At 59.1% G+C, this 13759-nt stretch carries 13 protein-coding genes; 9 read left to right on the top strand and 4 right to left on the bottom strand.

Translation table 11 applies throughout. The features are described from left to right. Positions 1 to 985: 985 nt before the first annotated feature. Both HNQ65_RS23435 and HNQ65_RS23430 read right to left on the bottom strand, forming a co-directional pair. On the bottom strand, positions 986 to 1804 hold the full coding sequence (locus HNQ65_RS23435; RefSeq protein ID WP_184343654.1) for a hypothetical protein: 819 nt from the start codon (positions 1802 to 1804) through the stop codon (positions 986 to 988). Positions 1805 to 1842: 38 nt separating this feature from the next. Continuing rightward, positions 1843 to 2880, bottom strand: coding sequence for an NHL repeat-containing protein (locus HNQ65_RS23430; RefSeq protein WP_184343652.1), 1038 nt, complete (start codon positions 2878 to 2880; stop codon positions 1843 to 1845). A gap of 92 nt (positions 2881 to 2972) precedes the next feature. Here HNQ65_RS23430 and HNQ65_RS23425 point away from each other — a divergent pair, with 92 nt between their 5' ends. The 3 genes from HNQ65_RS23425 to HNQ65_RS23415 are packed head-to-tail and all read left to right on the top strand — an operon-like array spanning position 2973 to position 6627. Next, complete coding sequence (locus tag HNQ65_RS23425; RefSeq protein WP_184343650.1) at positions 2973 to 3665, top strand: zinc metallopeptidase; 693 nt, start codon at positions 2973 to 2975, stop codon at positions 3663 to 3665. A 43-nt stretch (positions 3666 to 3708) separates the two neighbouring features. Beyond that, positions 3709 to 4419 carry a carboxylesterase family protein gene (locus HNQ65_RS23420; RefSeq protein WP_184343648.1) on the top strand — a complete coding sequence of 237 codons (711 nt, stop codon included), beginning with the start codon at positions 3709 to 3711 and terminating at the stop codon, positions 4417 to 4419. 21 nt (positions 4420 to 4440) lie between these two features. Next, positions 4441 to 6627 (top strand): alpha/beta hydrolase family protein, encoded by a 2187-nt coding sequence (locus HNQ65_RS23415; protein WP_184343646.1) that lies wholly within the window; start codon positions 4441 to 4443, stop codon positions 6625 to 6627. Between the two features lie 71 nt (positions 6628 to 6698). Here the strand turns inward: HNQ65_RS23415 and HNQ65_RS23410 are convergent, their stop codons facing one another. Beyond that, on the bottom strand, positions 6699 to 6941 hold the full coding sequence (locus HNQ65_RS23410; RefSeq protein WP_184343644.1) for a hypothetical protein: 243 nt from the start codon (positions 6939 to 6941) through the stop codon (positions 6699 to 6701). A gap of 79 nt (positions 6942 to 7020) precedes the next feature. Here HNQ65_RS23410 and HNQ65_RS23405 point away from each other — a divergent pair, with 79 nt between their 5' ends. From HNQ65_RS23405 to HNQ65_RS23395, 3 genes are all read left to right on the top strand, one after another. After that, the gene (locus HNQ65_RS23405; protein ID WP_184343642.1) at positions 7021 to 9084 is read left to right on the top strand and encodes a hybrid sensor histidine kinase/response regulator; all 2064 of its coding nucleotides are present in this window, start codon (positions 7021 to 7023) and stop codon (positions 9082 to 9084) included. A gap of 72 nt (positions 9085 to 9156) precedes the next feature. Next, entirely contained in the window at positions 9157 to 9513 is a 357-nt protein-coding gene (locus tag HNQ65_RS23400) for a glutaredoxin family protein (protein ID WP_184343640.1), read from the top strand. A 7-nt stretch (positions 9514 to 9520) separates the two neighbouring features. Continuing rightward, positions 9521 to 10153: a DUF2959 domain-containing protein gene (locus HNQ65_RS23395; RefSeq protein WP_184343638.1), complete on the top strand. Its 633-nt coding sequence runs from the start codon at positions 9521 to 9523 to the stop codon at positions 10151 to 10153. A 106-nt stretch (positions 10154 to 10259) separates the two neighbouring features. Here HNQ65_RS23395 and fdhA read toward each other — a convergent pair whose 3' ends face one another. Next, positions 10260 to 11456: a formaldehyde dehydrogenase, glutathione-independent gene (gene fdhA, locus HNQ65_RS23390; protein ID WP_184343636.1), complete on the bottom strand. Its 1197-nt coding sequence runs from the start codon at positions 11454 to 11456 to the stop codon at positions 10260 to 10262. A gap of 220 nt (positions 11457 to 11676) precedes the next feature. Here fdhA and HNQ65_RS23385 point away from each other — a divergent pair, with 220 nt between their 5' ends. From HNQ65_RS23385 to HNQ65_RS23375, 3 genes are all read left to right on the top strand, one after another. Next, entirely contained in the window at positions 11677 to 12453 is a 777-nt protein-coding gene (locus HNQ65_RS23385; protein ID WP_184343634.1) for a platelet-activating factor acetylhydrolase IB subunit, read from the top strand. 36 nt (positions 12454 to 12489) lie between these two features. Then, positions 12490 to 13104: an HAD-IA family hydrolase gene (locus tag HNQ65_RS23380; RefSeq protein WP_184343632.1), complete on the top strand. Its 615-nt coding sequence runs from the start codon at positions 12490 to 12492 to the stop codon at positions 13102 to 13104. An 84-nt stretch (positions 13105 to 13188) separates the two neighbouring features. Next, complete coding sequence (locus tag HNQ65_RS23375) at positions 13189 to 13755, top strand: UvrB/UvrC motif-containing protein (protein WP_184343630.1); 567 nt, start codon at positions 13189 to 13191, stop codon at positions 13753 to 13755. The last annotated feature ends 4 nt before the right edge of the window (positions 13756 to 13759 follow it).

The following is a 13759-nucleotide window of genomic DNA, read 5'->3' as shown; positions in this document are numbered from 1 at the left end:
GCTTTGCGGCGAACTCATTCATCCGCGCTCAATCACTCCCCAGCCCCTGCGTACGATGACTTTTTACTTGACCGGCTTTTTCAGAGAAGGGTGCAAATAATCAACAAAAGCACTCCGCATCTTCCCCTCAACTCCCCCACCGCATCTCAATCACCAGCCCCCTCTGCGTTTTTCCAATCTCTGCCTGGCCTCCGAAGCTTTAGCGAAGGGGGATAAGCGAAGGATGGGCGGTGCAAAAATCCTCCGCCCCTCATTTCCGGCCAGTCTCTCAACATTCCCCTCTCTGCGGCGTTCCAGCCTCTGCGGTGCAAATCTCTGCGCGAAGCGCACCCTTCGTAGCTCGCAGAGCGAAGAACGGGCCCATCTGATTGTCTCATTGTCCAACAGTCTTCTCCCCAGCTTCCACTCTGGGAAAGCGTGTATTCAGCATCATGGCTCGGTTCTGGCCTCTGCTATGAGTGGTTCACAGTTCAGGCCTTTCCGTGCCTTCCGCGTTTTCCGTAGGCCACTCCTCCGCCTTTCTTTCGGCTCACTTTTTCAACCACCATCAACTCCCCCACTCCGCTCCCTCTGCACCTCTGCCCCTCTGCGACAAAATCAAACGTCCCCATCGCTCCACATCTGATTGTCTCATTGTCCGGTTGTCTCACCCTCCCTCCATTCAGCTCCAGCATTCATCAGTGAAAGTCAGTGGTTCAAACCTCCGGCTCATCATCTTTTACCATCAATCTTTTACCAGCCCTCCGGAACTCCGGCCAAACAACCGTCAACTCTGCGCGTAGCACACCCTCCGAAGCTCGCAGAGCGAAGGACGGGCCGCACCCCTCACAGCTTCGGCTCCCCAGGCGGCGGCGCCGGCTTGTCCTGCTCAGGCGGCGGCCGACGAAACCCATCCTTCGGATCTCCCCCACGCTCACGAAACTTCATGAACTCTGCGCGAAGCGCACCCTCCGAAGCTCGCAGAGCGAAGGACGGGCCGCCCCCCTCACAGTTTCGGCTCCCCAGGCGGCGACCCTGGCTTGTCCTGCTCAGGCGGCGGCCGACGAAACCCATCCTTCGGATCTCCCCCACGCTCACGGAACTTCATAAACTCCTGCGCAGCCGCCTCACGGTAAGTATCCCGCAGCTTTCGAAACGCCTCCATACGCTGCTCAGGCGGCAGTTCAGCCAGCCTCGCCAGCGCCTCCTTCACCGCAGGCAGTTGCAGCAGCCGGTCATGAAACCGCTTCGTCTCCTCACGACGCTCAGGCCTGGAGATCGACAGCAGCTCCGCCCCCAGCCGGATCGCCGCCATCCGTGCAAACTCCGGCGACTCCGGCTTCGGCATCTCAGGCAGCCCCCGCTGATCCATCGGGAACTGCGGTTTGATCTTCTCCAAAATCCCCACCACCTCTGGATCAATCTCCTTCAGCGCGGTATGCAGCGTATGGCGCATCTCCTCGTTGGCCCGCAGCGCCTTGTCTCTCGACGCGATCACCTCCGGCCTCTGCCACGCCTTCTCAAAAGCCGCACGCACCTTCTGCTTCTCAGATTCAGAGAGCTTTTCAAAACCATCAAAGCCACCATGCGGCCTGCCCTTGCCAGGCATCATTCCCGGCGGTCCGCGATGTTCCCCATCACGATGCATCGGCCCCTCGCCCGGCATCGAGGGCGGAGGAGGTGGCGGCGGCGGGCTGGGCTTGTCGCCTTCAGACTGGGCCACAGCCGCCGTGGTGAGGGCAAAGAAGAAGACCAAAGGACGCATGCCGGCCATTTTCCGCCGCTGCGTCTGCTTGGCAACCTGATAGCTGGACTCCGTATTCATCAGCACCAATAAACTCACCCTCCCGCAGAAAGTTGCACTCACCGCACCCGCTCCAGCTTCAGCAGCGGCGCCGCCGGAGATGAAAACTGCGCCACATAAAGATTCCCCTCCCCATCCACCGCCACTCCATGCGGGTGGATGAACGTCTTGCGGTCACTCTGCATCGGCTGCAGCACCCCATCCACATAAACCGCCGCCGGAGCTCCGATGTTCGACACGATCCGATACTCCCGGTCCACAATCGAAATGAACCCCGACGAGTTCCGGTCCTTCGGCCACTGGTCCCCCAGATGCGGCACCAGGATATGCTCCCCCCAAAAAACGATGTCCCGCGGATTCCCCCCCGGCATCGGGATCTTGTCGATGAACCGCCCCTCGGCCGTGAACCGTTTGATCTCCTGCTGATCGCTCATGGCCACAATCACCCGCGTTTTTGCCGAATCCGACACAAAATCTGACCTTTCCAGCGCGCCGCCATGCGGTCCCCAGTGCTTCAGCTGGTTCTCACCTTCGCCCAAATTCCCACCCCACCAGCGCAAAAGCGTCCCATCCGGCTTGTAGTGGAAAATGTAGTCCTTTCCATACCCGTCGAACACACAGAAGGAACCATCTGGAAAATGGATCGTCTTGGAGGGCCGGTACTCATTCGCGCTCGCATGCAGCTTTGCGCCTTCAGGCCACGGATAATGCGCCAGCTCCTCACCATCCAGTGTCAGTTTCCGCACCTCATGCAGCTGTGTGTCCGTGATATACAGCACCTCGCGCTCTCCTTCCCGAATCAGGCTCATTCCGTGCGCCCCGGGCATTCGTGCCGTCCACTGCTTGATCATGCCTCCCGATTTCGCATCCAGAATGACCACATTGTTCCGCGCGTCATCCGTCAGAAAAAACAGCCTTCCTGCCGCATCCAGCGCCACCGCATGCCCATTTTTCACCTTCACCTGCGCCAGCGCCTCATTTCCCCACCCAGGCACCACCCGGTAGCAAAACTCCCCCTGCCCCAGCACTTCTTCGGAATTAGAAGGCAAAACAGCGCCGATCAGGCAGACGAGCAGCAGGAAAACAGGACGGATCATGCGTCATGCAATCATGCCGTGCCGCATAACGCAAGATCAACGCACGGACGGTTTGCCAGCCACCGTATTGCTGTCACGGTGCATCTGCTTCCATGTTTATCATCATCGTCATCGCCCTTGCCGCCAGCCTCGCTCTCGCCCGCTGGGCCCAGGGACGTTATGAGGGCATGATGCAAAAGGGCTCCCGCGTCAACGCCCCCCTCGCCTACACCGGCGCAGAAATCGCCCTCCAGTTCCTTCATTCTGAAGGCGTTGAAGATGTGCAGATCGTCGAGCACAACGCCGTTGTCTCCGACTACTTCGATCCCACCCGCCGCCGCCTTTTCCTGCGCCGGGATGCGGCCCAAGGCACCACCCTGTCAGCCTGGGCCACCGCCCTGCATGAAGCTGCACACGCCCTACAGACCGGCGAAACCCTCGGCGACCTCAAATGGCGCCAGAACTGCATCCGCATGAGCCGCTACATCCCCACCGCCGCAGGCATCGCCATCGTCGGATTGATGCTCTCCCGCGTCCTCATGCCACGATATGCGCTCTTCGCCGTGGCCGGAGTACTGACAATCCTTCTCCTTCTCAACCTCGGCAGCGTGCCGCTGGAGTTCAACGCCAACAAGCGCCTGCGCCGTTTCCTCGACACGCTCCTGCCAAAACATCCCCAAGCTGCAGGCAGACTCGACGAATTGCTCTTTTGCATGGCCATCCGCGAGGTTGGCGATGCCCTGCGCTCTCCGCGCTACTTTTTCTTCAGCGCGCTGCCCGGCACCAGCAAGATGCGGCCACGGTGATCTTAGGCGGCAAGGCTCCACTTCTGCACTCCGTTCTCCTCTGATGGTCAAATTTGCCGTCCTTTTCCTACTCGCCGCCACCACCCTTCTCAAGGCGGACACCCAGACTCCCGCCTCCTACAGCGGCGAATTCGTGATTCCGGTCAACTACCGCTACCTCCTCAGCAAGCCGGAGGCATATTCCAGCAACAAGCGCAAAAAATGGCCTCTCGTCATCTTCCTGCACGGTTCGGGCGAACGCGGCACCGACTTGGAACTGGTCAAAAAGCACGGCCCGCCCAAGCTCATCGCCACCGGTCAGAAGTTCCCCGCCATCATCGCCAGCCTCCAGTGCGAGCCCGACCACCTCTGGAATCCACACGCTATCAAAGCAGTAACGAACCATCTGATCAGAACCATGCGGGTGGACCCAAAGCGCGTTTACCTCACCGGCCTGAGCATGGGCGGCTTCGGCACCTGGGACACCGCCTTTGAGTATCCTAAAACCTATGCCGCCATCGCCCCCATCTGCGGCGGTGCCGGAGTCCGCTGGGTCACGGCCCAGATCCTCAAGGACATGCCATGCTGGATCTTCCACGGAGACAAAGATGGGGCAGTTCCCATCGAAAACAGCCAGAAGATCTATGATGCGCTCAAAGAGATCAATGCACCTGTAAAATTCACCATTTACCCCGGGGTGGGGCATGATTCGTGGACGCAGACCTACGACAAGCCAGAATTCTGGAAGTGGCTGTTTGAGCAGAAGAAGCCATGACAGGCGGGCGTTTGATCTTCCATGATCCGCCCACTCCTGCTGCTGCTCGTTGCTTCCTCATTGCGCGCCCAGGTGCTTCCAGGCACCCAGCCCTTGGAGCCCAATCCCGACTTCTCCGCCACCATGGTGGCAGGAATCGACAAAATGGCACTGCGGTTGATCGAGAAGTCAAAAGAGGGACGCAAGCCGACCCGGGAGAAGCTCAAGGCCATTCTGGGCATGGTGGATGCACGACTGCCCATCACAGCGCTTGATCTTGTCGGAGACACCTCAAATCCGTCGCTGCTGGCAGAAACAGCCACGGCGCGCATCCTGCGCGTGCGCTGGCCGGTTTTCGACGGCGTGCACGGAGAAGGCATTCTCATTCAGCCCAAAGACAAACCCGTCGCTCGGGTGATCTACATTCCCGATGCGGACACCGATCCCGAGAAACTGGCCAATGATGCCATGCTCGCCTACAGCGGCTGCGAAATCGTCATTCCTGCGCTCATCAGCCGGGGCAGCGAGTTCAGCACGAACGAGAAGTTTGGGGTCAAAACCAACATTCCGCATCGCGAATGGATCTATCGCCAGTCCTATGAGCTCGGGCGGCACATCATCGGCTACGAAGTGCAGAAGATGCTCTCTCTGGTCGATTATTACAGCATGCAGCCAAAGCTGCCCCTGCTCGTGGCCGGACTGGGAGAAGGCGGCCTCATCGCCATGTACTCGGGTGCCATCGATGAACGCATCAGTTCCGTTTATGTCTGGGGCTGCTTCGAACCGCGCGAAGGTGTATGGGCCGAGCCGATTTACCGCAATGTTTTCAGCCTCCTGCGCGATTTTGGCGACGCCGAAGTAGCCTCCCTCATCGCCCCACGCCCGCTGGTGGTGCAGAACCTCGGCTTCCCCAATGTCCAGGGCCCGCCAGAGGCCAAACAAGGAGAGCGAAACATCGCCGCTCCGGGAAAGATCACCAAGCCCAGCCTGGCTGCCGTGCAGGCCGAAGTCGCCCGCGCCAAAGCACTCGCCCCCGGAGACTGGATCATGCTGGCCACGGAAGAGCATGGACTCAAAGAGGTGGTCACGCACCTGCTGCCAAAAGAGATCGCAGCACAGCTGGTAAAGACCATTGAACCCGTAATGCCGCAGAAAAATGAACAACGCGCCAAAGTGGACACGACCCGGCAGAAGCGAATGGTGCGCGAGTTGGAAAATTTCACCCAGCGTCTGCTCGTCACCACCGAACTGGAACGCAAAGCGCAGTTCTGGGACAAACTGCCGCTTAAGTCAGTGGCGGACTTTGAAAAGCACACGGCTGCAGAACGCGACCGATTCTGGAACGAAGTCATCGGCCGCCTGCCAGATCCGAACCTGCCCGTGAACGCCAAAAGCCGCTTCGTGCGCGAAACGGACAAAGTTTCCATCTACGAGGTGACGATGGACGTGTGGGACGACGTCTTTGCCTGGGGCTGGCTCTGCCTGCCAAAAGACCTCAAGCCCGGAGAGAAACGCCCGGTCGTCGTCTGCCAGCATGGCCTGGAAGGCATCCCCGAAGACACCATCACCACCGACGAAACCCAAAAAGCCTACGCTCCCTACAAGGCCTTCACCCTGCGTCTGGCCGAGCAGGGTTTCATCACCTTTGCCCCTCACAACCCCTATCGCGGCAAGGACGCCTTCCGCACCCTGCAGCGGAAACTCAATCCACTCGGCCTTACTCTCTACAGTGTCATCAACGCCCAGCATCAGCGCATCCTGGAATGGCTGAAGGCGCAGTCTTTTACCCAGCCGAACAAGATCGCCTTCTACGGCCTGAGCTATGGCGGCAAGTCCGCCATGCGCACGCCAGCCGTGCTGAAGGATTACTGCCTGAGCATTTGCAGCGGCGACTTCAACGAGTGGGTACGCAAGTGTGTCAGCACCGACATGCCCATGAGCTACATTCACACGCACGAGTATGAAATCTGGGAGTGGAACATGGGCCGCACCTTTAACTACGCAGAGATGGCCGCCCTGATCGCCCCGCGCCCCTTCATGGTCGAGCGTGGCCACAATGACGGCGTGGGCGTGGACGAATGGGTCAACTATGAATTCGCCAAAGTCCGCCGTCTCTACAACAAGCTCCTCATCGGCGACTGTGCCACCATCGAACATTTTGACGGCCCACACACAATCCACGGCGTAGGAACATTTGAATTCCTGAAGCAAAAACTTGGCTGGAAATAATCCACCAACGCACAACATCTAAAAAGGCGTCGGTTCCGATACGAGAAAGCAAAGGCTTAGGGTCTTTTGAATCAAGCGCCATGGGAGGCCCTGAGCGTTTGATTTATGGTGCGCGCGATGAGCGTGACCAATTTTTTGCAGAAGCCAGTATTTTCCCTGCCGGCACGCCAGGAACTGCCAAAATTGCAGGATTTTTTTAGGCGTTTATGGCTGATTTTCGGAGGGGCCGCCGTACTTTTAGTACTGAGCTTCATCTTTTTTGAAAGCATGAGCTCCCAATTGGAGCAAAAACGGATGGAGAGTGTCAGTGCCATGAATCTGCTGGGCCGACAGAGGGCGGACAGCCAGACGTTGAGCCGGTTGATCCTACAGGCTGCAGAAAGCACGCCCCCCATGCAAACCTACTACCTGGGGCGCATCGATCTCGTGTGGGGACTCATGAGCACCTGCCAGGAGGCCATTCTCAAAGCCCCACTGCTACAGCCCGCCAGCGATGCCGAGCGCACTGAAATCATGCACAAACTGGAGCTTGCTGAAGCGAGCTTCGCCAAGATTGCTGTTGTGGTCAAAAAGCTGCATCCGAGGACAGAAGCGATCAATACGGTGCTCAAAGGACACGAAGAAATGCTGACGGATGAATGCGACACCCTGGCGGGAGCCATGGAGCAAATCTCGCAAAAGGTGCTGGCCATCAGCGGGGGCATCAATGCCGAAATCCGCCTGCTCGACTGGCTGCAAATGGCTGTGACAGGAGGGATCGCCCTGGCTGCAGCGCTGCTGCTGACACGTGGTCAGATTTCCACCATGGAAAAGCTGATCGATACCAGCATGAAAGTGCAGGAGCTGACCTACCTGCAAAATGCGGTGCTGGAGAGCGCAGCCTGCGGCATCATCAGCATGAACACCAAAGGACTGATCGCGACGTTCAACTGCGGCGCTGAAAAGCTCACCGGTTATGCCAGGCAGGAGGTGGTGGGCAGCCTGACACCGGAGCTTTTTCATGAAGCTCCGGAACTGGAACGCATGGCTGCCGACCTCACCCGTGAGACGGGTTCTGTCGTCCGCCCCGGTTTCGACATCTATGTCGCCTACGCCAGTTGTGGCATCATCCGCGACCGTGAATGCACCTATGTGAGGAAGGACGGCAGCCGTGTGTCCGTCTCGCTGAGCATGACCGCCATGCAGGACGAAAATGGGGAAGTCACAGGCTTCCTCGGGATCGTGGCGGACATCACTGAGAAGAAGAAACTGGAACAGCAGTTCCTGAGGACGCAGCGCCTGGAAAGTGTAGGCACGCTGGCAGGCGGCATCGCGCACGATCTGAACAATGTGCTGACGCCCATCCTGATGTCGATCGAACTGCTGAGGCTGACCAATCTCAATGACCGCACCCATTCCATTTTAGCCGGGATTGAGACGAGTGCGAAACGTGGTGCCGATCTGGTGCGCCAGATTCTGACCTTTGCGCGAGGAGTGGAGGGCAAGCGCACGGAGCTCTGCGCTGCCAAGCTCATCCAGGACATCAAAAAATTCGTCAAAGACACCTTCCCAAAAAACATCGAATGCGTCAGCCGCATCAAAGACGAACTGCCCTCGTTTGAGGGAGATGCCACACAGCTACATCAGATTCTACTAAACCTGTGCGTCAACGCGCGCGATGCGATGCCGGACGGGGGCACGCTGACCATCACAGCCGACAGCGAGACTTTGAACGAAGCCGCCGCCTCGATGCAGATGGATGCCAAGCCCGGCACGTACATCACCTTCAGCGTGAGCGACTCCGGCAGCGGCATTCCGTCAGAGGTGATCGACAAAATTTTCGATCCATTCTTCACCACGAAGGAAGTTGGCAAGGGAACAGGTCTCGGACTCTCGACGGTGCTGAGCATCACCAAAGGGCATGGTGGGTTCATCACCGTCACCAGCCAGCCTAATGAAGCGACCACCTTCACCATCCACCTGCCAGCCAGCGCCACCACCACCGCCAAATGCGCCGCTCCGCCGCCTGCAGAGCACGAGCCCATGCCTATTGGCAAAGGAGAGCTGATCCTCATTGTGGATGACGAGGAGGCCATACGCACGGCGACGCGTCAAACGCTGGAGGCCATGGAATACCGCACCTTGGTGGCCGCTGATGGAGCAGAAGCCGTGGCCCTTTACGCACAGCACAGCCAGGAAATCGCCGTGGTGCTGACAGACATGATGATGCCTGTGATGGACGGACCAACCACCATTCAGACCCTCAAGCGGATCAATCCTGAAGTCAAAATCATCGCGGCCAGCGGAGTGCCACATCAAGGAGGCCCGGCGCGGGTGGCTGAAATGGGGGTGCAACATTTTCTGCACAAGCCCTACACCGCCCAGACGGTGATGACGACCTTGGGACAGGTGCTGAACAACGCGGACACCTGGCAGCAGCAGGCCACCGGCAGCATGACCAGGAGCCTGACGTTGTAGGCGGCCCCCAGCCACAGCCAGTTTGCATTCCCCGCATCGTCCGTTAGTCTGGGGGCGTAAACCCAACGCGTTATGCAAACACCCAAAATCACAGCCTACCTGAAAACCTACTGCGGATGGAGCGAAGGCGTCCGCGCCATCTTCCGCAAATACGACCTGCCCTACGAGGAGAAGGACATCATCAAGAACCCTGCCTTCCGCTGGGAGATGGAACAGAAGAGCGGCCAGCCGCTTTCCCCTTGTGTGGAGATCAACGGCACCATGCTGGCCGACATCAGCGGAGCCGAGGTTGAAGCCTGGATGAACGAGCAGGGCCTGCTGGAAAAGAACGACGCTCCTGCTGATGCGCCGACGAACTCCGCCTGCTCTGACGCCCAGCACGCCGCCATGGCCGCCGGTCAGGTGGGCACCTTGAAATTTGTGGGCTGATCTCCGTATGCATGCCCGGCTTTTCCTCGTTGGACTGGCGGCTGCCCTCACAGCCTGCAGCAGCCTTTACTACTCCGCCTGGGAAAAGCTGGGCTACGAAAAACGTGATCTGCTCAAGAGCGCGGTCAAGAAAGCCCGCGGCGAGCAGAAGGAGGCCGGCGAGCAGTTTCAGGACGCCCTGACCCAGCTCAAAAAGCTGACGAATTACAACGGCGGCAACCTCGAGTCGGCCTACAACCGGTTCAAAGGCGAGTATGAGGACTGCGAATCCCAGGCAGATCAGGTGCGCAGACAGATCCGCGAGGTGGACACCGTGGCCCATGATCTTTTCCGCGAATGGGAGGGCGAAATCCGACAGTACCAGAACGCATCGCTGGCTGCCGACAGCCGCCGCAAGCTGGCAGAAACGCGCAGCCGGTTTGAGCCGCTCTCACGTTCCCTGCACGCCGCTGAAGCCACGATGGATCCGGTGCTGCGGCAGTTCCACGACCAGGTGCTTTACCTGAAACACAATTTGAATGCTGCTGCGATCGGATCACTGCGAGGTACGGCTGACAACATTCAGAGCGACATCCAGCGCCTGCTGGAGCAGATGAACCGCTCCATAGCAGAAGCTGACCGGTTCATTCAGACATTGTGAGAACAGGGGATCCGATCCCTGAACCGGGGCAGGATGTTCCAGATCATTCATGAAAAAAGCCCTCCCGCTTCTCAGCAGGAGGGCTTTTTGATTATCTGCGCGCAGATCAGGCTTTGATCATGCCGTGCGGGTCAATGACGTACTTGCGGGCAGCGCCCTTGTCGAAGTCCATGTAACCCTTCGGAGCATTCTTGAGGGAGATCACCTGGACGTTGGTGGCCTTGGCGATCTTGATCTTGTCATGCAGGATGGCCATCATGAGACGGCGATGGTAGCGCATGACCGGGCACTGGCCCGTGACGAAGGTATGGCTCTTGGCCCAGCCGAGACCGATGCGGATGGAGAGGCTGCCGACTTTGGCGGCTTCATCCACTGCGCCGGGGTCGCCCGTGACATAGAGGCCGGGGATGCCGATGGCACCGCCAGCCTTGGTGATTTCCATGACGCTGTTGAGCACCTGGGCGGGCACTTCCTTGCTGTGATTGTGGCCACAGCCGCGGGCCTCAAAGCCCACGCAGTCCACCGCGCAGTCCACTTCAGGCACGCCGAGGATGTTTTCGATCTGCTCCTGGATGGAGGCGCTCTTGGAGACATCCACCGTTTCGCAGCCGAAGCGGCGAGCCTGGGCCAGACGCTCCTTGTTCAAATCCCCCACGATGACCACGGCAGCGCCGAGGAGATGGCAGGAGGCGGCGCAAGCGAGGCCCACAGGACCAGCGCCTGCGATGTAAACGGTGGCACCCGGGCCCACACCAGCGGTAACGGCACCGTGGTAGCCAGTGGGGAAGATGTCGGAGAGAAGAGTGAGATCCTTGATCTTGGCCATGGCCTGATCGCGGTCCGGGAACTTCAGCAGGTTGAAGTCGGCATAGGGCACCATGACGTATTCCGCCTGGCCACCGACCCAGCCGCCCATGTCCACATAACCGTAGGCAGCGCCGGGGCGCGCAGGGTTCACATTGAGGCAGACGCCGGTTTTGCCCTCTTTGCAGTTGGCGCAGCGGCCGCAGGCAATATTGAAAGGCACGCTGCAGATGTCCCCCTTCTTGATGAACTCCACGTCACGACCCACTTCGACGACTTCGCCGGTGATTTCATGACCGAGGATGAGGCCCGCAGGAGCGGTGGTACGACCGCGCACCATGTGCTGGTCGGAGCCGCAGATGTTGGTGCTGACGACTTTGAGGATGACACCGTGCTGGCATTTGCGCTTCTGTTCGCGCAACTCCAGTTTCGGATAGTCGATGCTTTGGATTTCTACCTTTCCGGGTCCCATGTAGGCGACGCCTTTGTTGCTGGCCATAATAGTCTGTGGTTGTGGTTGGTTGAATTATGGGGATTCCCGGTCATGCTATTGAAATCCGACGGATCGCGTCAATCCCCGTGAAGGGAAAATGCTCACGGTCAGAAAGTCCACAGTGCAGGGGCCGGGAGAGGCTGGCACCGCTGCCTTTTCTAAACGGATGGCGTGAAGTGCTCTTTCGGATTGCGGCTACGCGAGCAGCCCGCCACAATTCGCGTGCATGAAAATTACATCCCTTGCATTCTCCCTTCTTCTGCTGGCCACCACCGCGCTCCAAGCGCAAACTCCAGCCCCCGCCACCACGCCTGCAGCACCTGCTGTCGTTTTGCCTCCGCAGCCGCCGGATGTGCCTGCTGAAAAGTACGGCAAGGATGGCAAGATCAACCCAGGGTTCATTGCCGCGCATGAAAAGTTTGTGAACATCGCCAAAGAGGGCAAGGCGCAGCTCGTCTTCCTCGGCGACTCGATCACCGCCGGCTGGGCAGGGAATGGCAAGCAAGTGTGGGCCAAGTCCTTCAGCCAATACACGCCTGCAAACTTTGGGATCGGAGGAGACCGCACCCAGCATGTGCTCTGGCGCATCAAGAACGGTGAGCTGGAAGGCATCAAGCCCAAGGCCTGCGTGCTGATGATCGGCACCAACAACGTCGCCTCGGACCCGGCTGAAGGCATCGCCAAAGGTGTTACCGCGATCGTCGAAACCATCCGTGAGAAACAGCCCCAGGCCAAGATCCTGCTGCTGGCCGTCTTTCCCCGTGGCGACAAGCCGACAGGCAAGCTGGGAACGGCCAATGAAAAGCTAAAACAGGTCAACGCGATCATCTCCAAGCTCGACGACGGCAAAAACGTCTTCTTCCTGGACATTGGCAGCAAGTTCCCGCAGCCCGATGGCGCGCTTACCAAGGAAGTCATGCCCGATTTCCTGCACCTCTCACCGACAGGCTACCAGATCTGGGCTGACGCCATCAGTCCCAAGCTGGCCGAGCTGATGAAATAAGCTGGCTTCAGAAAGCCAAGCATGCATAGGAAGGCCATGCCCCAGCCCGCCATACTTTCCGACGTCGGCAAAGTTCTCATCGATTTCGATTTCAGCATCGCCGCCCGCCGGCTGGCGCAGCAATGCGACCACCCGGCGGAGAAGGTGCTGAGCCTCTTTGACGACATCAAGGTCCCCTATGAGGTGGGGGACATGGATGACGGGGCATTCATCCGCCATGGCATGGAGCGCACCGGATTCCGCGGAACTCCTGAAGACTTTGCCGCCATCTGGTGCGAGATTTTCACGCAAAACGAGCCTATGCATGCCACGCTGAAAGCCATGGCTGGCAGGCTGCCAATGCACCTGCTTTCGAACACCAACGAGCTGCACAAGGAGTACTTCCTGCGAGAGTTTGAGATCTTCCGCCTGTTCCAGGGAGGCGTGTACTCGCACACGGCGCGCTGCGCCAAACCTGGGGAGGAGATCTTCCTCAAAACCGCCGCGCAGCTGGACCTCGATCCTGCGAGCACCTTTTACATCGACGACCTGGAGCCCAACATTGCCACCGCCGCGCGGCTGGGGTTCCGGACATTTCATTACAGCTTTGCTAAACATCCCCAGCTCCAGGCGGAACTCGACGAATGGCTGGTGGCACAGGGCATCGGTTGACGGGGGCGAGTACCTGTCATAACCAGTACGCGCCGTCGTTCGTATCACACTGTGTGTGGCATGAAGGCCGGCACGATTAAATCCATGAAATGCGACGTTTGCGAGAATGAGGCCACGGTGTTCCTTACCCAGATCATCAACGGTCAGATGACCACGGTGAATCTGTGTGAGGCATGCTCGAAGGCCAAAGGCGTGACCGAGGAGACCGGCTTTGGTCTTGCGGAGGCATTCTTGAGTCCATCTCACCGTCAAGAGTCAGACATGATGGAGGTCGTCTGCCCGGCCTGCGGCTTCACGGCCTCGCAACTGAAGAAAATCGGCCGCATGGGCTGTCCGGAATGCTACGCCGCCTTCCGAGACGGGCTGGACGCCCTGCTGCGAAACATGCACAAGGGAACCAAGCATGTGGGCAAACGCCCAACCCATGTGAGTGCTGTCTCCCCTCAAATCCTGCCAAGGCAGCGAATCACCCCTGCACCGGAGGCGCCGATCCCGCCGCCGGCTCCACCTGTTGCCCCACCTCCGCAGCCGCTACCGGACCTGGCCAAACTCCGTGCCGAGCTGGACCTGGCCGTGAAGGAGGAGCGCTACGAGGATGCCGCAAGGTTGAAATCCGAGATCGAAAGTCTCCAGACCAAGACTTCCAAATGACGAA

It is taken from the genome of Prosthecobacter vanneervenii (assembly GCF_014203095.1).
Classification (GTDB): domain Bacteria; phylum Verrucomicrobiota; class Verrucomicrobiia; order Verrucomicrobiales; family Verrucomicrobiaceae; genus Prosthecobacter; species Prosthecobacter vanneervenii.
The sequence above is the reverse complement of the archived record's forward strand: the minus strand, read 5'-3'. Positions and strand labels throughout refer to the sequence as shown.